At 57.0% G+C, this 22,751-nt stretch carries 21 protein-coding genes; 12 read left to right on the forward strand and 9 right to left on the reverse strand.

Translation table 11 applies throughout. The annotated features are described in order from the left end of the window. Window positions 1-916, reverse strand: a 916-nt coding sequence (locus tag ACJO3M_RS00030; RefSeq protein WP_406998562.1) for an IS110 family RNA-guided transposase, incomplete at its 3' end; no start/stop codon positions are given. 640 nt (window positions 917-1,556) lie between these two features. Between ACJO3M_RS00030 and ACJO3M_RS00035 the strand changes: the two genes are divergently transcribed. The 7 genes from ACJO3M_RS00035 (at window position 1,557) to ACJO3M_RS00065 (ending at window position 8,256) form a co-directional block, all read left to right on the forward strand. Beyond that, complete coding sequence (locus tag ACJO3M_RS00035; RefSeq protein WP_406998564.1) at window positions 1,557-2,135, forward strand: dienelactone hydrolase family protein; 579 nt, start codon at window positions 1,557-1,559, stop codon at window positions 2,133-2,135. A 93-nt stretch (window positions 2,136-2,228) separates the two neighbouring features. Next, complete coding sequence (locus ACJO3M_RS00040; protein ID WP_406998566.1) at window positions 2,229-2,591, forward strand: hypothetical protein; 363 nt, start codon at window positions 2,229-2,231, stop codon at window positions 2,589-2,591. A 297-nt stretch (window positions 2,592-2,888) separates the two neighbouring features. Continuing rightward, the gene (locus ACJO3M_RS00045; protein ID WP_406998568.1) at window positions 2,889-3,347 is read left to right on the forward strand and encodes a hypothetical protein; all 459 of its coding nucleotides are present in this window, start codon (window positions 2,889-2,891) and stop codon (window positions 3,345-3,347) included. 458 nt (window positions 3,348-3,805) lie between these two features. Continuing rightward, on the forward strand, window positions 3,806-5,947 hold the full coding sequence (locus ACJO3M_RS00050; RefSeq protein WP_406998570.1) for a LamG-like jellyroll fold domain-containing protein: 2,142 nt from the start codon (window positions 3,806-3,808) through the stop codon (window positions 5,945-5,947). A gap of 239 nt (window positions 5,948-6,186) precedes the next feature. Further along, window positions 6,187-6,975: a YqjF family protein gene (locus ACJO3M_RS00055; RefSeq protein ID WP_406998572.1), complete on the forward strand. Its 789-nt coding sequence runs from the start codon at window positions 6,187-6,189 to the stop codon at window positions 6,973-6,975. A gap of 73 nt (window positions 6,976-7,048) precedes the next feature. Next, on the forward strand, window positions 7,049-7,672 hold the full coding sequence (locus ACJO3M_RS00060; RefSeq protein ID WP_406998574.1) for an FMN-binding negative transcriptional regulator: 624 nt from the start codon (window positions 7,049-7,051) through the stop codon (window positions 7,670-7,672). 86 nt (window positions 7,673-7,758) lie between these two features. After that, window positions 7,759-8,256 carry a 2-thiouracil desulfurase family protein gene (locus tag ACJO3M_RS00065; protein ID WP_406998576.1) on the forward strand — a complete coding sequence of 166 codons (498 nt, stop codon included), beginning with the start codon at window positions 7,759-7,761 and terminating at the stop codon, window positions 8,254-8,256. Window positions 8,257-8,627: 371 nt separating this feature from the next. Here ACJO3M_RS00065 and soxR read toward each other — a convergent pair whose 3' ends face one another. Continuing rightward, window positions 8,628-9,083, reverse strand: coding sequence for a redox-sensitive transcriptional activator SoxR (gene soxR, locus ACJO3M_RS00070; RefSeq protein ID WP_406998578.1), 456 nt, complete (start codon window positions 9,081-9,083; stop codon window positions 8,628-8,630). Window positions 9,084-9,164: 81 nt separating this feature from the next. Between soxR and ACJO3M_RS00075 the strand changes: the two genes are divergently transcribed. Beyond that, window positions 9,165-10,085 (forward strand): arylamine N-acetyltransferase family protein, encoded by a 921-nt coding sequence (locus ACJO3M_RS00075; protein WP_406998580.1) that lies wholly within the window; start codon window positions 9,165-9,167, stop codon window positions 10,083-10,085. A gap of 102 nt (window positions 10,086-10,187) precedes the next feature. Here the strand turns inward: ACJO3M_RS00075 and ACJO3M_RS00080 are convergent, their stop codons facing one another. Further along, window positions 10,188-10,787, reverse strand: coding sequence for an FMN-dependent NADH-azoreductase (locus tag ACJO3M_RS00080; RefSeq protein ID WP_406998582.1), 600 nt, complete (start codon window positions 10,785-10,787; stop codon window positions 10,188-10,190). A 108-nt stretch (window positions 10,788-10,895) separates the two neighbouring features. On the opposite strand from ACJO3M_RS00080, the gene ACJO3M_RS00085 reads away from it, so the two are divergent. Then, the gene (locus tag ACJO3M_RS00085; protein WP_406998584.1) at window positions 10,896-11,828 is read left to right on the forward strand and encodes a LysR family transcriptional regulator; all 933 of its coding nucleotides are present in this window, start codon (window positions 10,896-10,898) and stop codon (window positions 11,826-11,828) included. Here ACJO3M_RS00085 and ACJO3M_RS00090 read toward each other — a convergent pair. From ACJO3M_RS00090 to ACJO3M_RS00100, 3 genes are read right to left on the reverse strand one after another with little or no spacing between them, the layout of a single operon-like run. Next, on the reverse strand, window positions 11,803-12,546 hold the full coding sequence (locus ACJO3M_RS00090) for a sulfite exporter TauE/SafE family protein (RefSeq protein WP_406998586.1): 744 nt from the start codon (window positions 12,544-12,546) through the stop codon (window positions 11,803-11,805). The two genes, ACJO3M_RS00085 and ACJO3M_RS00090, sit on opposite strands and share 26 nt — an antisense overlap. A gap of 10 nt (window positions 12,547-12,556) precedes the next feature. Then, entirely contained in the window at window positions 12,557-14,722 is a 2,166-nt protein-coding gene (locus ACJO3M_RS00095) for a TRAP transporter permease (RefSeq protein ID WP_406998588.1), read from the reverse strand. A gap of 14 nt (window positions 14,723-14,736) precedes the next feature. Continuing rightward, window positions 14,737-15,744, reverse strand: a complete 1,008-nt coding sequence (locus ACJO3M_RS00100; protein ID WP_406998590.1) for a TAXI family TRAP transporter solute-binding subunit — start codon at window positions 15,742-15,744, stop codon at window positions 14,737-14,739. Between the two features lie 217 nt (window positions 15,745-15,961). On the opposite strand from ACJO3M_RS00100, the gene yghU reads away from it, so the two are divergent. Further along, the gene (gene yghU / locus ACJO3M_RS00105; protein WP_406998592.1) at window positions 15,962-16,834 is read left to right on the forward strand and encodes a glutathione-dependent disulfide-bond oxidoreductase; all 873 of its coding nucleotides are present in this window, start codon (window positions 15,962-15,964) and stop codon (window positions 16,832-16,834) included. On the opposite strand, the gene ACJO3M_RS00110 is transcribed toward yghU, so the two are convergent. Both ACJO3M_RS00110 and ACJO3M_RS00115 read right to left on the reverse strand, forming a co-directional pair. Further along, window positions 16,807-18,372 (reverse strand): flavin-containing monooxygenase, encoded by a 1,566-nt coding sequence (locus tag ACJO3M_RS00110; RefSeq protein ID WP_406998594.1) that lies wholly within the window; start codon window positions 18,370-18,372, stop codon window positions 16,807-16,809. The two genes, yghU and ACJO3M_RS00110, sit on opposite strands and share 28 nt — an antisense overlap. Window positions 18,373-18,424: 52 nt before the next feature. Beyond that, complete coding sequence (locus ACJO3M_RS00115) at window positions 18,425-19,363, reverse strand: metal-dependent hydrolase (RefSeq protein WP_406998596.1); 939 nt, start codon at window positions 19,361-19,363, stop codon at window positions 18,425-18,427. A gap of 328 nt (window positions 19,364-19,691) precedes the next feature. Here ACJO3M_RS00115 and ACJO3M_RS00120 point away from each other — a divergent pair, with 328 nt between their 5' ends. Beyond that, window positions 19,692-20,798 (forward strand): histone deacetylase family protein, encoded by a 1,107-nt coding sequence (locus ACJO3M_RS00120; protein ID WP_406998598.1) that lies wholly within the window; start codon window positions 19,692-19,694, stop codon window positions 20,796-20,798. Beyond that, a complete protein-coding gene (locus ACJO3M_RS00125) occupies window positions 20,737-21,825 on the forward strand; it encodes an Ldh family oxidoreductase (protein WP_406998600.1) in 1,089 nt (362 codons plus the stop codon). Before ACJO3M_RS00120 ends, ACJO3M_RS00125 begins: the two co-directional genes overlap by 62 nt. Before the next feature lie 7 nt (window positions 21,826-21,832). Here the strand turns inward: ACJO3M_RS00125 and ACJO3M_RS00130 are convergent, their stop codons facing one another. After that, a complete protein-coding gene (locus tag ACJO3M_RS00130) occupies window positions 21,833-22,714 on the reverse strand; it encodes a helix-turn-helix domain-containing protein (protein WP_406998602.1) in 882 nt (293 codons plus the stop codon). Window positions 22,715-22,751 lie beyond the last annotated feature (37 nt).

Below are 22,751 nucleotides of genomic sequence, written 5' to 3' on the forward strand. Positions count from 1 at the left end.
CGACCAAGTCCCTGGCCCAGCCACTGAGCCGATCGTTCTTGTCGGCGAGCTTGGCTATCACCGCCCGGGTGCCATGGATCAGCAGCATTCGTAAATATTTGTCCCCGCGCTTGGTGATCCGCCCAAGTCGGACTTTGCCACCGGTTGAATATTGTCGGGGTACCAGCCCCAGCCAGGCGGCAAAGTGTCGTCCGCTTTTGAACTGCCTGGGATCGGGCGCACTGGCCAATATGGCTGTGGCCGTTTGTGGTCCAATGCCTGGAATGGCCATCAGCCGTTTGGCCTGCTCGTTGCGCCGGGCCATGGCTTCGATTTCCCGGTCATAGGCGAGGATCTCTTCATCGAGCTGAAGAATGCGCTGGTTGATGTTATTGAGTAAGCGTCGTGCCAGCATGGGTAAGCTGTTTTCGGCATTCTCCAGGATTTCAGGAACCCGCCGCCGAGCGGCATAGCGCCCCTGGGGAATGATCAGACCGAATTCGGCCAACAGCCCGCGAATCTGGTTGATCTGCGCGGTGCGCTCCTTGGTCAGCCCACGGCGAATTCGATGCAGGCAGAGCGTCGCTTGCTGGTCTTCGGTCTTGATGGGAACGAAGCGCATATTGGGTCGGCCGACCGCTTCGCAGATGGCCTCGGCATCGTTGTCGTCGTTCTTGCTGCTCTTGCGATACGGTGCCACAAACCGGGGTGCAATGATCCGAACATCATGGCCGAGCCTGGTCATTTCACGCGCCCAGTAGTGGGCGCCCGAGCAGGCTTCCATGCCGATCAGGCAAGGAGGTAATTGTGCGAAGAACGGCAACAGCTTGAGTCGATTCACCCGTTTGCGAACCACGACCTTGCCGTGTTGGTCGGTGCCATGAATACTGAACACAGTTTTCGCCAGATCAATGCCAATGGTTGTAACATTCATGATGACTCCTCCTGCTTTTGATTGAAGATGTCGACACCTTCAATGTGGCACATGGATGCCGTGGGAGCAGGGGGAGTCCATATCATTCGTTAGAAATTATGAAAGCATCCAGTGTCGCGTGGTTATTGCTAGTTTCCGTTTCGGCATTTGCTGAGAATGACGCTACGTCTATAGCAGAGGGCGTCCGGTCTTGCTGGGACCTTCAAAGCCGTTTGGGTCAAGAAAGTTGCCTTGCAGAAATTGGCGAGGAGCTTGAAATACGAAGAAACCATCTACGCGATCAGAGAATCGAGCTTGTCTATAACTCTGGCCTCAAGGAACAAATATTATCTGCAAGTGAAGAGTGGATGAGGTTCCGCGAAAGCGAGTGTTCGGTCGTAAAAGATCAGTTTGAGTCGGCAAGCCTTCAGAATGCAAAAGTTATGGAATGCGAGATTTACTTCACTGTCCGGCGGGTCGAGGAGTTGCAGCACTATGTTGACTGCACCCAGAATGGGTGTCCTTGGTTTTTCTAACAATTCGTGCCACACGGATGCCTTGGGAGGAGGGGGAGTCCATATCATTCGTTATGTGGATCAATACCGTTGATGCACCCGCAGTGATCGACACGTAGTCCAACGATTGACAAGGAATGGAATCAAACATGGCGCAGGTACTTCTGTTTCATCACGCGCAAGGACTGACATCCGGAGTCCACGAGTTCGCCGATAGCCTAAGACGGGCGGGTCACACCGTACACATCCCGGACTTGTATAATGGCTTTGTGTTCGATGATCTGGGGAAGGGCGTTTCACACGCCCAGAAAATTGGGTTCGGCACGTTCATAGAGCGCGGCGTTGAGGCTGCGGAAGGGCTGCCCCGTGATCTCGTCTTCGCTGGCTTCTCGCTCGGCGTGTTGCCTGCGCAGAAGCTCGCTCAGACCCGCGCTGGCGCGGTCGGTGCGCTCCTGTTTCATGCATGTGTCCCGCCCTTGGAGTTTGGCCAAGCTTGGCCTCGCGGAGTTCGGGTCCAGATCCACGGGATGGACCGTGACAAGTTCTTCGTGGAAGAAGGAGACCTCGATACGGCCCGAGCCATTGTCGACACTAACGCTGCGGCCGAACTCTTCCTCTATTCGGGGGAGGCGCACCTGTTCGCCGACAGCAGCCTCGCATCGTACGACGAGGGCGCAGCGGCGTTGCTGACCAAGCGCGTACTTGGCTTCCTCGAAGATGTCGGTTAGCTCCGTGTCGCGTTTCATGACCCCGGATAACAACCAGTTGCAGCGGACAGCCCGCTGCGCGGCCCGCCACTGAACTGGGCGTTAAGGGTTGGTATGGGCGAATCCGATAGCGAAAACAAGCACCGAAGCGTATTCGTATGCTTTATTTACAATTCAATCAATGCTTCTCTCCTGGCGCCGATTTTGAGAAGTGCAACAGTGATTCGTGGTGACGGTCCTGCTGGCTTTACAGAACTGATCATTAAGGGCTTCATTGCCTATATCTGTGTTGCGTTCTTCATCGGTGGTTTGAGAGCATCAATCAAACTTTGGCGTGGCAGCAAGGACAGCTTTCGACTAAAAGCGTTATCTATTGTGACGTCCTCGTTACTTCTATTTTTTTCTGCCGTAGCGGTTTTTGAGGCATGCTCGGACGACGCCGGTAATTGTAGCGGATGGCAATTCCCTGAGCGTTAAAATGACACGTTGTTTGCATAGATTGAGTTGGTCGGCAGTATCGAAAGTAAGTATTCGATCTTCGGTTTGCATTTGTAACCGGGTGACCGAACCCTTAACAATACATAGCACCGGAGGCCACTCGCGTGGCGTCGGTGTGCTTCGCATTACATATTTGATATTCTCATGATTTATATAAGGCTTCTGGTTTTAATATCATTCTACTTAATGCCTGATTTTTCAAATTCCGGTGACTCCATAAATCTTGAAGATTCAATTATAAAGGCTATATCTGTTGAGCCCCGCTGGCATATACCCATGAATAAAGCTATTGAGGGCTATACGCCTGATCAATACATACCAGCACTAATTTCTATAGCATCATCCAATCACTCAAAAAAGGTTAGAATGCGCTCAGCATACTGGCTATCTGGTTTTTACACTGATAATGGAGATAAAGGCTATCTTCACATTGACAGTCTAGAGGAAAATTTAGATATACTTTTAAGCACTCTCCATGAAACAAGCACATCACGAGCAGTTATTGCTATATTAGGAGGACGGAATTCTGGGGCAAGCTATGTACCTTGCTATATGTCAGATATTAGCCAAGAAAAAATCATTGCAGCCTTAGTTGAGAGGAAAATGTTTATCAAGAAAGCAAAAGACAATCATCCCAGCGAAGAAATAAAATGGAATAATGATTGGAATTATGAATTCAATGAGTTGAACTCGGCAATTCGAGCAACGGAGTCTTGCAATCTAAAAAAGTTATAAACATGGGATTTTGTTACGCTGCGCTTTACAAAATCCAGTTATGGCGGCGTTAGGTTCCCGAGTTACCCACGGAGAGAGTGACAGGCACTAGTCAAGCTGAGACCCTCCCGAAATGGAAGGAACTCAGAGCAGTACAGATGACTTAGACCTCTGCCGCGTAGCGGCTTCGTCCAACATCGAATTTACTTGCTTATCTGTGATTGGATGAGATTTTTAACCTCGCAAATAACGTGAACTAATCCTCGAAATAAATACAGATCGTTATGACGCTGTATCGTCGTATGCTAGTTTTAGCCGCTTTTTTTATTATTGAGTAGTGAACAAGGTCATGTACGGAAGCTCGCGTATCAGCCGATGTTTTGAAATGGTGGTTTTCGTCGCGGATGTAACCGGACACGGGTCGCCGAAAAAACATTTACCACGGAAGTTTGTTCAATTAGATGAAAGGTGATGGTTTGATGTCCTACCTTAGTTCCTGCCGTTCGCTGGTCCCCCTGCAGTTAATGGTTTTGGTGTGTGTTTTACTCAGCGGATGTTACGACACTTCTTCCGGGACGCCCGACGAACTGGCCAATACCAGTGCCGACGATACGCCGACCGAGCAGGAAGCACCACCGCTCCCCACCGAGCCGGAAACACCACCGCTCCCTGATGAAGGATTCAAGCACCCCGGTGTCCTGAGCACCGATGCGGACTTCGACCGCATGCGTGACAAGGTGACCGGGGAAGAGGAGCCCTGGCTGTCTGGCTGGCAGGCGTTTATCGGTGACGGGTACTCCAGATTGGGCCGGTATCCCCGGACGCTGGAACATCTAATACGAGGCGCCCCCGATCAAAACTTCGCGCAACTCTTTGGCGATATCTGGGCGTCCCATGCCTCGGTGATCCGCTGGAAGATCAGTGGCGATACGGCCTATGCCGACCAGGCGGTTCGCTTCTTGAATGCATGGGCATCTGATCTGAAGAGCGTCAGCGGCCACGACAGAGCCCTGATCGGACTTTATACGTATCAACTGGTAAACGTCGCGGACATCCTGCGGACATACGATGGCTGGAGCGAGGCGGACCAGCAGCGCTTTGCCGACATGCTGTTAAACCTGTTTTATCCGGTTAGCAAAGATTTCCTCAATCGTCATAACGGTACCTGTAATTCCTATTATTGGGCCAACTGGGATCTGGCCAACATTGCCTCGATCATGTCCATCGGAATTTTCACGGACCGGGAAGACATCTACCGGGAAGGCCTGGATTACTTCTACGGGGGGATAGGCAACGGCGCTCTGGATTACCTGATGGTCTATAGACACCCGGGCAACATGGGGCAATATCAGGAAAGCGGTCGCGACCAGGGTCATACAACGCTGGGCATGGCCCTGTTCGGCGTGATCGGCAAGATGGCCCTGAACCAGGGGGACGACCTGTTCGCCTACAACAACTACCAACTATTGGCGATGTCCGAATACATCGCCAAGTACAACCTGATGGAAGAGGTTCCCTTCAAGCCCTACAACAACTGCGTCAACGTCAATCACACGGTCATATCGAGCTGGCCGCGTGGCCATTTACGGCCCGGTTGGGCGCTGATCGTCAACCAGTATGAAAACCGCCTGGGCATCGCCGCACCCTGGTCGAGGAAAATGGCTGAGAAGCTAGCGCCCGAGTACCGCGGCAATGGGGCCGATCAACCGTATTGGGGTACGCTGACCGAATCGCGGGATCCCTTTCCACCGGGCGGAGCGCCGCGTGGGCTGACCTCGACCGTGCTGAGCGGTGAGATCGTGCTGTCCTGGTGGGGCGCGACGGGTGCGGAAAGTTACCGACTGAAACGCGCCGAAGCGGCGGAGGGGCCCTACGACGTGATCGCCGAACGAGGCGCCGAAGAACTCCTGACGCATACTGATATCGATGTTCAGGACGGCAAAGAATATTTCTATCAGGTCACCGCCATCTCGCCGGAGGGAGAAAGCGAGCCGTCGAACCGCGTCGCCGTGACAGCGGGGCATCAGTTGTTGCTGCACCTGACTTTCGACAACCTGGAAGAAAACAGTGCCAATGGTGTCCTGGGGCAGGCGTTGGTTCTGGATGGTGTCGATGATGTCGTCGAACTCGATTCAAGTCTGTTTTCCAATCTGAGTGATTTCACGATGGCGGGCTGGGTCAACCTGGATGAGGCCAAGCCATGGCAACGGCTGTTTGATATCGGTGCCGATACCCTGCGATTCATGACTCTGGTGCCGTACAATGACAGCGAGCAGGTGTGTTTTATCATCACCAAGCTCGGAGTGGGGAAAGGGCACGACCATATAAGTCTGGACGATCGCTTGTGTGGCGGATCGCCGGTTATCGGGGAATGGATGCACCTGGCCATCACCCTGTCCGGGCAAACCGCCGTGCTCTACGTTAATGGCGAGGCGGTCGCTCGCCATGAGTCAATAAGACCGACCCCCGCCCAACTGGGTGTGCTCGACCAAGCCTGGCTGGGGCGTTCCCAGTTTGAGGCCGACCCCTTTCTAGGCGGTCGGGTGGATGATGTACGCCTGTACAGCGGTGCGCTCACGGCCGAGGAGGTTAAGGCTTTGGTTCTAATGGGCTCGCTCTAGGCTTCCTATATGCTGGTCGCCAAGGAACGGCGGTCCAGCCATGGGTCAGAATCTTGCGGATGAAAGCCCTGCATTTCGTTCGTTGGGGAAGAAGATGCCGTTGCGAGAGAGGGTGTAGCGGGCTGGCAGTTGGCATTCCTCAATACTACGCAAACCAGTTAACCAAACGCTGCACTCGGACGCCCTTGTCGCTGCGTCAAAGTCCCCGGTGCGCCAGCGTTAAATTTCAGGATATTACTTTGCAGGAATTCAGAAAATTCGAAGATTGTGTGACGGAGAGGCCAAAGCCTAAAGGCATCGACGTTCTATGCGGCTTAAAGCACTTCGCCATAATTACGTATGCTGTCCCTGCCGACAGGTTTAGCGGCGTTTTCCCAGATAGGTTCCAGTTAGACACTATTCAGGTTGATGGACAAACGCTGGGACTGATATCGGTCGTGCCATTCGTGGATGTTGATTTTACGTCGGCGGTTTTACCGTTCCCAAAATTCACGATGGGCCAAACCAACTATCGCATATACATTATCGATAAGAAGACAGGTGAACGATGCGTTTGGTTTCTTGGTACCACACTGGATTCATGGACTCTTCTAGTACCCAGATACCTGTGGAATCTGCCCTGGCATGCCGGAAAGGTTAGATTCGATTGCAGACTCAACAAATGCACGGGCCTGTATGAAAAGTATGAGATGACCACAGAGTCAGAATGGGCGGAAGCGGCTGTTGAACTGAGCCAATCAGAAGAAGACACTTTCGATTTCCCAGGGTTTCCTGATTCAGAGTCCGCTCTGGTTTACCTGACTCACCCCCTTGCTGGCTTTTATTATCGTAGGGATGGCAAGCTTGGTACTTATAGGGTTTGGCACAAGGAGTTGCAGGTGAAACCAGCGACTCTGAAATCAGCAAAGTTTCGACTGCTATCCAATCTTGGAATTGTTTCAGAGTCAGAACAGCGCACCCCATACAGCGTGCTCATCGAGCCTTTGAATGAATTCACCATTTATTTGCCGCCAACTGTGCTGGGCTGAATAGACGTAACCATGCCAGTCACAGCGACGGCTAGCGTTATCTGTATCAATACCCCCCGAGAGAGATAGAAAAATGCTAGTCCCTAGCCATTTTAGAGAAGAAAACCAGGACAAACTTCAGCAGTACATCAGGGAATACAGTTTTGGTGTGCTGGTGGTTGCTGACAGTGATGGTATCGACGCAAATCACCTGCCCTTCCATTTCAGTTGCAGCGAAGACCACCCACTTGGAACGCTGAGATGCCATGTGGCTCGTGTGAATCCTGTGTGGCAGCGAATTGAGAACGGTGCTTCGGTTCTTGCGATTTTTCAGGGGCCGGATGCCTACGTATCACCATCCTGGTATGAAACCAAAGCGGAAACGGGTCGGGTTGTTCCAACATGGAACTATCTGGCTGTCCATGCGCAAGGCAAGGGTTTGATCTTTCAGGAGCACGCCTGGCTGAAAGAGCATCTTCATCAGTTAACGGATCTTCACGAGTCCAGTAGAGAAAATCCATGGTCTGTAGATGATGCTCCTTCCGAGTTCACCAGTCGTTTGGTTAAAGCCATCGTCGGTATCGAGATCAGAATTGAAACTCTCACAGGACAGGTTAAGGCAAGCCAAAACCACCCGGAGCGCAATAGAGCTGGTGTAAAGGCTGGGCTTGCAGAGGGTTCTGCCAGTGATTCGGCAATGTCTGAGTTTATCAGCTAACAATACTCGGCACTCGGCCGGCCTTTTCTCCGCTTTGCTCCATAAAGGCCGCCGGTGCGCTTCGCGTTGTACTGGAGGCTAGTGATTTGAGAAAAGTGTTAATGAGTGCCTGCCTCTTAGGGAAAAGGGTTCGATATGATGGTGGAAGCCTTGCCGTGACTGGTCAGATTGTTGAGCAGTGGCTATCTGAGGGGCGAGTTATTTCTGTCTGCCCCGAAGTCGAGGCAGGGATGAGTATTCCCAGGAGGCCAGCGGAGATTTTCAAAGGCAATGGAGACAATGTGTTAAAAGGCGAAGCTGATGTTGTTGAAAAAGATGGGGGCACGGTAACTCGTGATTTTTTAGCTGGTGCCTCTATTGCTTTGGATTTATGCAATAAGTTCAATATCAAAATTGCAGTACTTGCAGAATTTAGCCCCTCCTGCGGAAGTTCAGCCGTTTACGACGGGAGCTTCTCAGGTAGAAAAACTCCCGGTATGGGGGTTACAGCCGCTTTGCTACGCCAACATGGCGTTCAAGTGTTTAACCAGTATCAGATAGCTGATGCTAACGAGGCACTCCACTCGACAAGCGCGTGGAAGTAGTGCCTGCGAATGCATGGCAATCGCAGGCACTTAAGGGTCTCTAGAGAATATCCGTAATAGCGAAGTCCTAGCCAATACCAAGAAAGGAAAGAATCACTACCACGATAACTACTGCACCGACGATGTAGACGATATTGTTCACGAGTAGATACTCCTTTTCACATATCCGAAATCGCGCTTGTTTGCCTTCCGTGTGGCGCGCTGTATAACTTCTTGCGGAGGCGACTCCTTTGCTTCTTCTCAGTTCAGGGTAGATTGTTGGCTTCGCATGGTCTGTTCGCTGGCGAACCGAGTTGCGAAAAGAAAGGTCAATGAATGATGCATAATACTGCGCCCTGAAAGACGGCCTTCCACCGGCCACCCGTTCACCTTCAGTTTGTATCGAACAGTCGTGCTCCTGGTCCTTCCTCCGCCGCGATATCAGCGGGGTTGCGCAAAGGGCAGCTCTTCAGCGACAGGCAGCCACAACCGATACAACCATCAAGCTCATCCCGTAGCTTGCTCAGCTTGTCGATGCGTTCGCTCAGGCTGTTGCGCCACGCATCCGACAGCCGCTGCCAGTCGGACGCGGTAGGTGTACGGCCGTCAGGTAGCGACGACAGTGCCTCCGCGATCTCCTCCAGAGGGATACCGACCCGCTGGGCCACCTTGATGATAGCCACCCTCCTGAGCACGTCCCGCGCATAGCGGCGGTGACCGCTGGCGTTTCGGGTGCTCTTGATCAACTTACGGGATTCATAGAAGCGCAGGGCAGACGTTGCCAGGCCGGCGCGATCGGCGACGTCTCCGATGGTCAGTGTTGTCTGTTTGGGGTTGGCGTGACGCATTTTGAAATCAGCTCTTGACTTAAAGTTAACTTTAACTTTTACGCTTATGGCCACCGTAATTCAATACATAGGAGTGGAGCCATGAGCGAACATGTACCCGGGCAAACCGGACTTGCGTTGATCACTGGAAGTGCCCGCGAGGGGCTTTGGGAATCGGAATTGCTCGATCTGAAAGCGTACCTGGCACGGATTGGCTATCAGGGGTCAACCGAGCCAACCGAGAAAACCCTCCGCGACTTGCAGCGGGCGCATCTGGACGCAATTGCATTCGAGAACCTGGATGTTATCACCGGCGGGGAGATCCGGCTTGACCTGGCTAGCCTTCAGGACAAGCTGGTTTACCGTCGTCGCGGCGGGTACTGCCATGAGCAGAATATCCTGTTTGCTACCGTACTGGACCGGCTCGGGTTCCATGTGACTGGCCGCAGTGCGCGCATGCTGATGGGGGCCGATGAACGTGAACTGACCGCTATTGGCCACACATGCCTCAATGTCAGGATCGATGGAACTGATTGGCATGTGGATGTCGGCGTCGGTAATACCGGGCCTCGGGAACCCATCCAGCTGAAGGACGGGGTCGAGATTTCCCATGACCACTGGACTTATCGTTTGGAGAGGACCGACGCTGGCCGATGGCTGCTGCGCTATCTCAGGAACGATGGCTGGTTCAATCTCTACCAGTTCAGCGAGGAGCCCTATTACCGGGTGGATTACGAAGAACACAACTACAATGTAGCGACACGCGCGGAGTCACCCTTCGTGCGTCGGATTGTCGCGCAGCGTAATGGTGGAGATGTCCGGTATGCGTTGACCGACTGTGAGCTGAAAGTTTTCCGTCCGGGCGAGCCGCCGGAAAAACGCTCCATTCAACCAGCGACGATGCCCGACCTTCTCCGGGAGTTGTTCGGACTGGAGTTGCCACAGCAGGCACTGGAAATGCTCGCGGAACGGGCTCAGGCCACATGCGGTGCCGAGGTTGAGGAAGACTCGCTCGGGGCCTGATGATGGGGGGAGGTGGGTCCGGAAAGGGGCAGCGGGGCAGTCACTCAGTTCAGGCCAATGAACCGTGTGTTGTGTTTTTCATGGCGCTGCCCCCCTTCACCTTTAAGCACTCAGCAACTGGCCGATGCGGTTCTCCGCTGCGGTCAGGCTTTTAGCCTTGTGGCTTTCGTCCAGCGCCAGGCCTTCGGCGTGAATGAACTCCACATCGATGATGCCAATGAATCCCAGAATCTCACGCAGGAAACTGGTCTGGGAGTGATCCTCACCGTAGATTCCGCCACGGCTGATGAATACGTAGGCCTTCTTTCCGGTAATCAGCCCTTCGGGGCCATTCTCTGTATAGCGGAATGTGACGCCAGCGCGTGCTATGTGGTCGAAATAGGCGTGTAGTATGGATGGCACATTGAAGTTATACATCGGCACGCCAAGCACGATCACATCGGCATTCTTCACTTCTTCAATCAATGCGTCCGAGTAGGCAACGATCCGGCGTTGTTCCCCGGTCATTTCATCCGGTTTGGTAATGAATGCCTGGAAGCGGTCCAGGCTGAGGTGCGGAACCGGGTCTTGGGTCAGATCGCGTGTGACGACTTTCCCGTCCGGATTCTTTGCCAGCCACTCTTCGGCGAAGCGGGTGGCGAGGGCGGATGACTGCCCCTGGCCATTAAAGATGCTGCTCTGGATCTTCAGTAAGGTGCTCATGGTGCTGTCCCCTCCAATAGGATGATGATCGACAGTCAGTATTTCAGCATTGATTGATTCGATATAAAAATGTAAATAATGGCTTAAAACCATCGAATGAGATGATGTATGAGTGCCAAACCAACCCCTACTCCGCATATCAGCCTGGAGCAATGGCGCAGCCTGGTCGCCGTTGTTGACGCGGGGGGCTACGTCCAGGCTGCCGAGGCGCTGCACAAGAGCCAGTCATCCATCACCTATGCAGTGCAGAGGCTGGAGCACGTACTGGATGTGAAAGTGTTCTCCATGCAGGGGCGGAAAGCGGTGCTGACTCCGGTCGGCCAAATGCTTTACCAGCGGGCGCGTCAGTTGCTGGAGGATTCCCTGGGCATGGAGCGGGCAGCTGTCAGGGCGTCCGCAGGCTGGGAGAGTGAAATTGCGATAGCGGTGGAGGTACTGTTCCCGACCTGGCTAACGCTTGAGTGTCTTGATGCATTCGGGGAAATCAGTCCCCAGACCCGGGTCAATCTGTACGAAACAGTACTCGATGGCGGCGCGGAACTCCTGCAGCAAGGCAAGGTCGACCTGGCGATTCTGCCCAAGGTCCCGCCGGGCTATCGCGGTGAAATCTTGCAGCGAAGTGCGAGCATTGTCCCGGTCGCGCATCCCGATCATCCCCTGCACCAGCTTGAGCGTGAATTGTCGCTGCGTGACCTGCGTAAGCACCGGCACGTTGTTGTGCGCGATACCTCCGTTAAGCGCAGCGACAAAACCCATACTGTGGATGTGGCGCAGCGGTGGACGGTCACCAACATGGCGACCCTGATTGGTGCAGTATCCCGCGGGTATGGTTTTGCCTGGCTGGCAGCGGACAAGATCCGCCACGAACTGGAAGCGGGCGTTCTGAAGCCCCTGCCATTGCGTGGTGGTGAACGTCTGGCTGATTTTTATCTGATTTTCGCGGACAGCGAAGCCATCGGCCCAGGGGTTGAGCGCCTGGCCCAGGTTTTTCGCGACCGGGGCGAGCGCACAATGCTTACCAGATCAGTCGCACCAGAATGATCGCCACCATCACCAGGGTCAGCCACTTGATCCACTGCGCGCCACGGACTCCCATATTCACCCGCACCGCCACGATGGCGCCGGCCATGTTCCCGAGTGCCAGCACCAGCCCCATGCCCCAGAACACCTGGTCGTTGAAGGCGAAGATCGCCAGGGCGGGCAGGGTGTAGATCAGAATGATGAAAACCTTGATGACATTCACTTGGGGCAGGTCGATCTTCAGCATGCGGTAGAGAACCACAACGAACAGCGCCCCAACCCCGACCTGGATAAAACCACCGTAGAGACCAATCAGGAAAAGCGCGAGGTATTCGGGAATGCCCAGCCGCTCCGGCGTCAGGGGGCGGGTATCAAGCTTCGGCTGTGGCAGCAGCATGAAAATGGAGGCGCCGATCATGGCGGCAATCAGCACGCCCTCGAAGATTTGCCGGGGAATCCAGGTGGCTGTCCAGGCACCCAGGAGGGCACCGGCCACTGCCGGGATGGACAGGCGGATGCTGACCGCCAGATTGTGGTGACCGGCCCGGAAAAAACTGCCTACCGCCGTGATGCTCTGCAGGGTGATCGCCACCCGGTTGGTGCCATTGGCAATCTGGGCGGGCAGCCCGAGAAACATCAGCAGCGGCAGCGTCAGCATGGACCCGCCCGAGGACAGCACGTTGATAAAACCCGCCACACCGCCAATGGCCACCAGGGCCAGGATCTCCGGAAGACTCATGATGGGTCACTCAGGCCGTGGCGGCGTGCGGCATGCCCATACCCCGCCGGGCACTCCAGACCAGCAACGCCAGGAAGACCACCAGGCCGGCCAGGTCGATCCAGATCATGCCATGGGGCCATAACATCAGCGCGCCTACGGGGAACATCAGCAGTCGCAGCCACCAGGACAGGCGATGTTCCAGATACCCTTCCATGCCGGCAACAATCGCGTAAATCCCGAACAGCGCAAAGGTAAACACCTTGATGGCCTCGGCCGGTGTACCCGACACCAGGGGCGAGTAGGCAAACAGCAGCGGGATGATGTACAGGCCCTTGGCGATCTTCCAGGCGGTCAGCCCGGTGCGCATGGCGGGGGTGCCGGCGATGGCCGCTGCCGCGAACGCGGTGAGACAGACCGGCGGCGTCACGTTGGAATCCTGGGACAACCAGAAGATGATCATGTGGGCCGACACCAGTGCCATGGTCAGGACATGGGGCGACAGCGCCAGTTCCTGCAGCTGGGTGCTGAAGGTGTCCGGCACATCCGCCAGCAACTGGGTGGCGGTTGCCATATCCATGGGGGCATTGAGCAGGTTCATGCTGTCCGGCGCGGTGAGCATGAAGATGGCCCTGGCCTCCTCCGGCAGGTTACCGCTGACCATCAACTCGAGCAGCTGGCTCTGGGCGATCAGGCCATAGATGGCTGGCGCCGACAGGGTGGCCAGCACGATATAGGCGGCGGTGACCGGCAACCCCATGCCCAGGATCAGGGATGCCAGGGCCACCAGCGCGATGGTGATCAGCAGGTTGCCACCGGCCCAGTCGGTAATCATCAATGAGAAGGTGTTACCGATACCGGTGGTGGAGATCACATTCACGATCAGCCCCACGGTGATCAGCAGGATCGCGGTGGTCATGATGTTGCGGCTGCCCTGGGCAAGGGCGTCCAGGATGTCCCTTGGCTTCATCGGGTTTTTGGTCAGCCAGGACGCCACCACTACCGAGATAATGGCAATACCGGCGGCGTAGGTCGGGGTAAAGCCGTAGATCAGCGCGGCCACCAGGATGACCAGCGGCAACAGGTAATGCCAGCCTCCCTTGAGGACCTGGGCAAAGCTATCGGCGTCCTCATCTTCCAGTTTGACGGCATGGCTGCGTTTGGCCTCAATGCGGACAAACATCGCCACGGAGAGGAAGTACAACAACGCCGGCAGCGCCGCCACGCCGATGATGGTGACGTAGGACACCTGGGTGTAGGACGCCATGATAAAGGCCCCGGCACCCATGACCGGGGGCATCAGCTGGCCACCGGTGGATGCCGCGGCCTCCACGCCGCCAGCAAACCGGGCCGGGAAACCCGCCTTGCGCATCAACGGAATGGTGATCACCCCGGTGGACACGGTATTCGCCACACTGGAGCCGGACACCGAGCCCATCAGGCCTGACGAAAACACCGCCACAAACCCGGGGCCGCCGATAAAGCGGCCAGCGGCGCAGCGGGCCAGGTCGATGATGAAGTCCCCGGCGCCGGATTTCACCAGGAATGCGCCGAAGAGGATGAACATGAACACGTAGGTCCAGGAGATGCGGGCAATGGAGCCCAGCATGCCCTGACCACCAATGTAGGAGCGAAACAGCACCGTTTCCCAGGTCAGCCCCGGGAAATTGAATATGCCCTCCACGTACTGGCCCCACCAGGCCACGTAGGTGAGCGCCACGATGCACAGGCAGGGGATAAACCAGCCGGTGGTGCGGCGGGCGAACTCCAGCACCAGCACTACCGCAAGGATGGACACGACCCAGTCAGCGGTGGAGAACACCACCCCGCGGTCGTACAGCGCATCCTCGAACCCGATCAGGTAGAGGGCACAGCCCAGGGCCAGTAGTCCGAGCACCAGGTCAACCGAGAACACCAGCCGCCGGGTACCGGGCCGGTCGCTGCGCACCATGGGCATGGCCAGGGCACACAGCAGGCCAAACAGACCGAAATGCAGGGCGGATGTCCACAGCTCTGAGAGCGTGGAAAAAGTATTGAACCAGAGATGGCTGAGGGCAATGCCAATGGCCAGCACAAAAATCACCCGGCCAATGACCGGGTGATCCAACCGCTCGGGCGCCTCGGTTGGGCTTTCCTCGCGGATCTTTTCCAGCCGGCTGTCTAGTTCCGGATCCTGGTCGGGGGCTGCGTTACTCACTCAGGTACGTGCCCCTATTCCGCGATCAGACGGTCCGGAATCTCGATGCCCTGTTCCTTGTAGAACCGTGCCGCCCCGGGGTGCAGTGGCATGGGCAGGCCGACAATGGCCTTTTCCAGCGCCATGGCCTTGGTGGCCGCGTGGATATTGTTAAGGAACGGCAGGTTCTCGTAGATGGTTTTGGTGATCTGGTAGACATCTTCTTCCGAGACATCATCCCGCACCGCCAGGATGTTGGGCTGGGCAATGGTGTTGATCACCTCGTCCTGATTGGGATAGGTGCCCGCCGGGATTTCGTACGGGGACCAGAGTTCGAATTCGCTGTTCACCTGGGCCAGCTGCTCTGCGGTGAAATTCAGGGTGGTGATGTCATTACCCATGTTGGCATAGGCCCGGGTGACTGCGGAAGCCGGCACCCCGGCTGGAATATTCATGCCGTCGATGTTGCCATTCTGCAGGGCATCCGCACTGGGGCCATAGCCGAGATAGGCCATATCCATGGCTTCCAGGTCAACGCCCAGCTTGCCGAGAATGAAGCGGCCTGATCCCTCGGTACCGGAATTCCGGGCGCCGATGGAGAAGCTCTCGCCGTAGAGGTTTGCCATGTCGGCAATGGTGCCGCTGTCGGCCAGTTTGCTGCGAACCACGAAATGTTCCACGTTCTGCCACAGCATGGACACGGACCTCAGGTTTTTATAAGCCTTGGGTACCGGACCACTGCCACCCCACGCCCAGGCGCCGTAGAGGCCCTGGAGAATGCCAAACTGGATCTGGTCCTCGTCCATCAGCTTCAGGTTCTCGCCGGAGCCGGCGGAGCTGATGGCAGACACGGAGATATTCTGGGTGGGCTCAAGTTTGACCTTGATCAGGGTGGAGATCGCGACCCCTACCGGGTAGTAGGTGCCACCAGTGGTTGCGGTTCCCATGATGTAGTTCCCCTCGGCCCGGGCAGTGAGGGAAACCCCGAGGGTCGCGGCGGCAAGCATCGCCGTGGCGGATTTCAGGAACTGGCGCTTATTCATAACGGTGTCCTTACTCGTTGGTCGGAACGGTTGTTCTTATGGCACTGTTTAATCCCGGTTAACTTAGACCAGGCCGCGACAATCGGCCACCTTATTGAGTAAGCCATTAGGCGTAGATGGGCTGGTGGCATGCATTGCCGGACGGTTGCCCGTGACACCATCGTGTTTTCCGGTACAGTGACCGTTATTCATCCACATCTCGAGAAGAGGCCGATGTATGACCGATAACACCTACACCCCACCCAAAGTCTGGAAATGGGAGTCCGCCAGCGGTGGCGCGTTTGCCAATATCAACCGTCCCATTGCCGGCCCGACCCATGACAAAGAGCTTCCGGTGGGCAAGCATCCGTTGCAGCTGTATTCCCTGGCCACACCCAACGGCGTGAAGGTGACGGTGATGCTGGAAGAGCTGTTGGCCCTTGGTTTTGAGGGGGCGGAGTACGACGCCCACCTGATCCGGATTAACGATGGGGAACAGTTCGGCAGTGGCTTTGTGGAGGTAAACCCGAATTCCAAGATTCCGGCGATGATGGACTACAGCACCATTCCGCCGGTGCGGTTGTTCGAATCAGGGTCGATTCTGCTGTATCTCGCCGAGAAGTTTGGCGCCTTTGTGCCCGAAGACGTTGCCGGTCGCGCCGAGTGTATGAACTGGCTGTTCTGGCAAATGGGCAGTGCGCCGATGCTGGGTGGCGGTTTTGGTCATTTCTATGCCTACGCCCCCGAGAAATACGAATACCCGATCAATCGCTACGCCATGGAAGTGAAACGCCAACTGGATGTGCTGGATCGCCAGCTGGCGGACCGACCGTACATTGCCGGCGATGAATACACCATTGCCGATATGGCGATCTGGCCCTGGTACGGGGCGCTGGTCAAGAACAAGGTCTACGAAGCGGCGGAATTCCTGGAAGCCCATACCTACACCAACGTGGTTCGCTGGACGGATGAGATCGCCAAGCGCCCGGCGGTGCAGCGTGGCCGTATGGTCAACCGGGCCTGGGGCGAGCCGTCGAGCCAGCTCCATGAGCGGCACGACGCCAGCGATTTCGAGTTCCGCACTCAGGACAAACTGGAGACTTCTTCCTGAACCGGTGCCCGCTTTAAGGGTTGGTCAGATACAGCGTGAGCTTTGGCCTTCCCGGCGAACTCTACATCGTAGTCTTTCAGCCTGAATACGTTCAGCCGGCGCTTCAGGGCGCTCAGTGACCAGGGCCAGGCGGCGAAGTTGCGGCCGTTCTGGTCCAGGTAGTAGCTGCTGCAGCCGCCGGCATTGAAGACGGTGGTTTGCAGGTTCTTCTGGACCCGTTGGTTGTGCTGTTTCAGCACCGAGGGTTTGATGCTCAGCTTGCTGATCCGCTTTTCCCTGATCTTCCACAGCCCGTCAATGATGTAGTCGAGCTGTGCCTCCGCCAGCCGTATAAATGAGTCATACACCAGCACGTTGGGGCCCAGGATCAGGAAGGCGTTTGGCGAATTCTCCAGTGTGGTGCCCAGGTACGCCTCCGGCGAGCTGCTCTTCCACAGGTCGGCCCAGCGTTCCCCGTTGGCGTTGAACACCTTGTTGCCGATGGGCGGGTGGGAAACGTCGAACCCGGTGCCCCAGATGATCACATCCACTTCGCGGCGTTCGCCGTTGGCGGCGATGACCGTATTACCTTCCACTTTCACCAGCCCGCTGGGAATCAGCGAGGTGTTGTCGGCCTGCAGGGCGTCGTAATAGTCGTTGGCAAACAGGATGCGCTTGCAGCCGATGTCGAAATTCGGGGTCACCGCCTTGCGCAGTTCCGGGTCCCGTATCTGCAGCTTCAGCAACTGCCTGGCGGCCACATTGACGGGCTTGAGGAAGGTCGGGTTACGCAGGCCGAAATTGATCACATTCAGAGAACCGGCGACGGCCTTGCGCCAGGTGCCCTGGATCGCCGGGAACCGGTCGATCACCTGCTTGCTGGTGTCACCCAGTTGCATGTCGGGCTTGGGCAGCACCCAGGGGGCTGTGCGCTGGAAAACATGGAGTTCCGTCGCTTGGGGCTGGATACGGGGCACGAACTGTATCGCCGAGGCGCCGGTGCCGATGACGGCAACACGCTTGCCGGTCAGGTCGTAATCGTGGTTCCAGCGGGCGGAGTGGAACATCTCGCCCTTGAAGCTTTCCAGACCCGGAATCGCCGGGATCTTTGATTCGGTGATCGGACCGGTAGCGAAGACCACGGTTCTGGAGAGGTACTGACCGCTGCTGGTATCCAGTCGCCAGAGGTGGCGTTCGTCGTCCCAGGCGGCGCGGTTCAGTTCGTTGTTGAACTCGATCAGCGGGGTGATGCCGAAGTCGTCGCTGACGTTTTCCAGGTAATCCAGAATTTCCGGCTGTTTGGCAAACAGGTTGCTCCACTTGCTGCTCGGGGCAAATGAGTAGGAATAGAGCGATGAAGGCACATCGCAGCCACAGCCGGGGTAGGTGTTTTCCCGCCAGGTGCCACCGACCCGGCTGGCCTTCTCGATGATTTTGAAGTTGTGGTAGCCGGTTTTCTTCAGCTTGATCGCCGTGGCCAGCCCGGAAATGCCCGCGCCGACAATAAAGGTGTCGTAGACAGTGTCCGCGGCGGAGGCGTTGGTGTTTGAAGTTGCCATGTGTTGTGACCGTCTTTGAATTCTGTGGTTTTAAGGGCCTGCCGTGCGGGAATTACGCCCGCACCGGCGGGACGATTTCCTTGAGCAGGTAAGGTGTCAGCAGACCGGTCTCGGGATTGAGCAGACGCTCTTTGTAGTAGGCGAGATACTCGGAGGTATCGTGGTCGTTGGGGTGAAATCCCGGGCGCAGGTAATCGAAGACATGGCCAAGGGTGCTGCCATAGACGCCATCCCCGCGACCGATCAGCAGATCAAGGCTGCGCTTGGCATCTTTCCAGAACCGCAGGCTGATCAGGTTGCGCGGCCGGCGGATGAATGGAATCAGTACGCCGCCCAAGGGAACCAGGAACCAGATGGTGATCAGGGCCAGTGCAAACCCGCTGACGCGCAACGCATAGTTGCCCGAGAGCTGCTGGAAAACATCGTAGGCGATGTCCTTGTGCTCGGACTCCTCCAGCATGTGCCACATCCACAGGCCACGCTGCTTCTCGTCCTCACTGTGAAAGAAGTTCTCTTCGTGCTTCATCATGAATTCCGCCAGTACGGCGGTGAAGTGCTCAATGCCGGCCATCAGCGAGAGCTGCAGGGGTTGCGGAAACCGCCGGAACCCGTAGTTGAAGACGTTCTCGGCCAGGAAACGGTAGAAGGTTACCGGAAACCGGTGCTCCTTCAGCACTTCGTTCCACTCCTCGTGCACCTTGGAATGCAGCGCTTCCTGGCCGATCAGGGAGGTTACCCGCTGTTTCAGCACCGGGTCGGTCAGGAAATCGCGATGGTAACGGGCGGTCTCGATCACCAGATCTTCGCCATAGGTCAGAAAGATCGACAACGCTTCGAAGTAGGCGGACGCCAGTTCCGTGTTCACGTAAAAGTTGGGGTCGGCATCCCTGGCGTTGAAATCGAACTTCATGTGGCGGATGGGCACGTCAGCCTTTGGCGTCTCCGGTGGTGTTGTCACGGAGTCGAGTTTTTCGGCGGTTGCTGAGGTCATGATGGTTTCCTTGGGTGCCGTGGTCACTGTTGTGAGCCGCGTGGCTAAAGCATTTGTCAGGGTAAGAGATTAAAGCGACTAATTGTTCGGGTTCAATTCGGAACCCGGGGGCGCGCAGGGAGCGGTGATAGCGGCAGGTCTCCCCCTTCGGTGGGGCTGCAAGGACAATAATGCGAATGCTTGTTCGGATTTTTGCTTTTCCCCGGTTTATCACTGGAAAGTCCACGGCCTGAGGGATGTGTTTTCGGGATTTGCGACTATGCTTTGCTCAGGGCCCTGCGTTGGATGCAGGGCAGCGACCTCATGAACTGGAAATACGGAGGACCTTGTGACGGAACGGAAGGTGGTCACCGTGTTTTACGATGAGCGGGTTCTCAATCACTTCCCGGATGTGAATACCGCTTTTCTGCCCGGACGTCTGGATAAGCGAATTCGCACGATCCTGTCCGGCCTCAATGTGCAATGGAAGTACCCCGAACATCCCGGACGCCTGGATGCGATCATGGATCTGCTCAAACGGGAGCCTATTCCCGGGGTGGCGTTCGCGGCGGGGCAGGCCGCCACCCGGGAGCAGCTGGCCCGTGTTCACACCATGTCGTTCCTGGACGATATTTTCTCCCTCAGGGATGAAAGTGCCTGGCTGGATGTCGACACCACCGCGGTATCGCCAGGCAGTGTTGAAGCGGCAGAGGTGGCTGCGGGCACGGCCATAGCTGCAGTGGAGTCGGTGGTGGCGGGCCAGACGGAGAGCGCGTTCGCAATGGTACGCCCGCCGGGGCATCATGCCGAACCGGCGCGGGCGAGGGGATTCTGCCTGTTCAACAACGTTGCGGTTGCGGCGGCCCATGCTCAGGTGACACTGGGCTGCGAGCGCGTGTTGATCCTGGATTGGGATGCTCATCATGGCAATGGCACCCAGGATATTTTCTGGGCCGATCCCGACGTGATGTTTATTGATCTGCATCGGGCAGCGCCGTTCTATCCGGGGTCGGGCGCACTGCAGGATATCGGTGCCGGTCGCGGTGAAGGTACCACTGTGAACGTGCCACTGCCCGGCGGAGCCGGCGATGTGGCGTATTTCCGCGCGCTGCAGGAGATCGTAGTGCCGGCAGCGGATTACTTCAAACCGGATCTGATCCTGGTCTCAGCGGGCTTTGATGCCCACTGGTTCGATCTGGCAATGAATGTCAGCTATGAGGGCTTCGCCGCCATGACCGGGGTAATACAGACCCTGGCCCGGCGGCATTGTGATGGTCGGCTGGTGTTTGTCCTGGAAGGGGGATACAACACGGAATCCCTGTCACGTGGGGTGCATTCGGTCTTGGAGGTGCTGGCAGGCGGGTCGGTCCCCGATCCCCGGGTCTGTGGCATGGATGAAGTGGATCAGGCCATCGAGTTTCACCTGGGTGCTTTTTCTGACGACGAGAGGACCTGAAGTGGCGGCTTCAGAACACGACACTCGAATTCCTTTCCACGAGTTGGAAGGGTTGCTGAAAACGATTTTCGAACACCACGGCACCTCGCCGGCGGTGGCCCGCACCCTGGCCCATAACTGCGCCAGCGCCCAGCGGGACGGTGCGCTCAGCCATGGGGTTTTTCGTATACCGGGTTACCTGTCGACCCTCAGAAGTGGTTGGGTAAACGGCCAGGCGGTCCCGAAAGTGGAGAGCGTTGCGCCGGGATTTGTCGTCGTGGACGCCTGCAACGGGTTCGCACAGCCTGCATTGGAGGCCGCCCACAACCTGATGCTGAAGAAGGCTCGGGCCAATGGCATTGCCATGCTCGCGATTCGTAATTCCCATCATTTCGCGGCGCTGTGGCCGGATGTGGAGCCCTTTGCACGGGAGGGTATGGTGGCCCTGGCATTCGTCAACAGCATGGCCTGCGTGGTGCCCTTCGGTGGTAAAAAGCCTCTGTTCGGCACCAACCCCATCAGCTTTGCCGCGCCCCGGGCCGGAGCGGATCCCCTGGTGTTTGACCTGGCCACCAGTGCCATCGCCCACGGTGACGTGCAGATCGCCGCGCGGGAAGGCAGAAGCCTGCCCAACTGCTGTGGCGTGGATGCCCAGGGCAACCCCACCACCGATCCGGCCGCGATCCTCAATGGTGGAGCGCTGCTGCCTTTCGGCGGCCACAAGGGTTCTGCCCTGTCGATGATGGTGGAATTGCTGGCGGCGGCGCTGACCGGCGGAAACTTCTCTTTCGAGTTCGACTGGTCACCCTATCCGGGCGCGAAAACCCCCTGGACCGGGGAACTGGTGATTGTCATTGATCCTTCCAGGGGCGCGGGTGGCGACTTTGCCAAACGCACCGAAACCCTGGTGCAGGAAATGGTATGGGCGGGCCAGCCCCGACAGCCCGGGGAAAGGCGCTACCTGCGGCGGGCGGAGGCCATGGCGCAGGGAGTGATTATTGGTGGGGAAGAGCTTGACCATCTTCGTGAGCTGGCTGGCGTTGTGTGAGAGGCGGCTACCCTTGACGGCGATAGTCTGAGGGCGACTGGCCGAATCGACGCCTGAATGCCCGTGAAAACTGACTGTGGTCGCCGAAGCCACATGCCAGCGCGACGGCGATGATCTTGGCGGATGGATTCTGTAGCAGACGTCGTGCCCGCAGCAGTCGCTGTTCCTGAACGTACTGGTAGGGCGCCAGCCCAAAGCTGGCGCGGAACAGGCGGGCGAAATGGTAGGGGCTGAGGTTGAGCCAGCCGGCCATGGTGGCCAAATCCAGGGGTTGGCCCAGGGATTCGTCAATCCGATGGGTCAGCTGACGTTGTTGCGAACGGGAAAATCGCCCGCTGGCGGTCGGCTCCGGAAGGGTGTGGGCGCCATAACGGCCGGCGATCTGCACGATCAGCCAGTGTGCCAGGTGATCCATTGCCTGAGGCTGGCTGGCGGATTCCCATTCACTCATGTCCAACAGGCGTCCGGCCTGGGCGATCATATCGTCCTCAATCTGGTAACGTTCGCCGAGTTGCAGGGCCAGGGGCTCCCGGTCCCAGGTGCGTTCGACGCAGCGGTGCAGGTCCTGGTCGGTGAAGTAAAAATGCAGGAATTCGAACGGGCCGTTGATGCGCCAGAGCGACTGGCTGCCGGCGGGAAACAGGCAGACCGCACCGGGAAAACCATGGCTGACGGCCTGGCCGTTCACCTGCCGGGTGGTGTGCTCGCCGCCGCGGGTGTAGATGCTGAGGGCGTGATGACGGGGGCGCTCATAGCGGGCCTCGCCATGGTGATTGTGCCAGTGGGCAAGGGCGCGGCCGTCGTTCAGTTCCAGCACACGGCGGGGCGCCGCGCCGGCTGCGGTCAGCGCATGGACAATGTCCCTGGTTTCGTCTCGGCTCGTGGCCATTCCGTTCGGCTCCTGATGTCTCCTCACCTTTATCCCT

Origin of the sequence: Marinobacter alkalisoli, from assembly GCF_045449795.1 — a bacterium.
GTDB lineage: Bacteria > Pseudomonadota > Gammaproteobacteria > Pseudomonadales > Oleiphilaceae > Marinobacter.

Coding starts and splice junctions, on each gene's coding strand:
- ACJO3M_RS00130 (WP_406998602.1), bottom strand. CDS start 22,714: ATGGCCACGAGCCGAGACGAAACCAGGGACATTGTCCATGCGCTGACC.
- soxR (WP_406998578.1), bottom strand. CDS start 9,083: ATGCGTCACGCCAACCCCAAACAGACAACACTGACCATCGGAGACGTC.
- ACJO3M_RS00100 (WP_406998590.1), bottom strand. CDS start 15,744: ATGAATAAGCGCCAGTTCCTGAAATCCGCCACGGCGATGCTTGCCGCC.
- ACJO3M_RS00040 (WP_406998566.1), top strand. CDS start 2,229: ATGGGCGAATCCGATAGCGAAAACAAGCACCGAAGCGTATTCGTATGC.
- ACJO3M_RS00125 (WP_406998600.1), top strand. CDS start 20,737: ATGAAGTGGATCAGGCCATCGAGTTTCACCTGGGTGCTTTTTCTGACG.
- ACJO3M_RS00045 (WP_406998568.1), top strand. CDS start 2,889: ATGAATAAAGCTATTGAGGGCTATACGCCTGATCAATACATACCAGCA.
- ACJO3M_RS00115 (WP_406998596.1), bottom strand. CDS start 19,363: ATGACCTCAGCAACCGCCGAAAAACTCGACTCCGTGACAACACCACCG.
- ACJO3M_RS00050 (WP_406998570.1), top strand. CDS start 3,806: ATGTCCTACCTTAGTTCCTGCCGTTCGCTGGTCCCCCTGCAGTTAATG.
- ACJO3M_RS00110 (WP_406998594.1), bottom strand. CDS start 18,372: ATGGCAACTTCAAACACCAACGCCTCCGCCGCGGACACTGTCTACGAC.
- ACJO3M_RS00075 (WP_406998580.1), top strand. CDS start 9,165: ATGAGCGAACATGTACCCGGGCAAACCGGACTTGCGTTGATCACTGGA.
- ACJO3M_RS00035 (WP_406998564.1), top strand. CDS start 1,557: ATGGCGCAGGTACTTCTGTTTCATCACGCGCAAGGACTGACATCCGGA.
- ACJO3M_RS00060 (WP_406998574.1), top strand. CDS start 7,049: ATGCTAGTCCCTAGCCATTTTAGAGAAGAAAACCAGGACAAACTTCAG.
- ACJO3M_RS00085 (WP_406998584.1), top strand. CDS start 10,896: ATGAGTGCCAAACCAACCCCTACTCCGCATATCAGCCTGGAGCAATGG.
- ACJO3M_RS00090 (WP_406998586.1), bottom strand. CDS start 12,546: ATGAGTCTTCCGGAGATCCTGGCCCTGGTGGCCATTGGCGGTGTGGCG.
- yghU (WP_406998592.1), top strand. CDS start 15,962: ATGACCGATAACACCTACACCCCACCCAAAGTCTGGAAATGGGAGTCC.
- ACJO3M_RS00080 (WP_406998582.1), bottom strand. CDS start 10,787: ATGAGCACCTTACTGAAGATCCAGAGCAGCATCTTTAATGGCCAGGGG.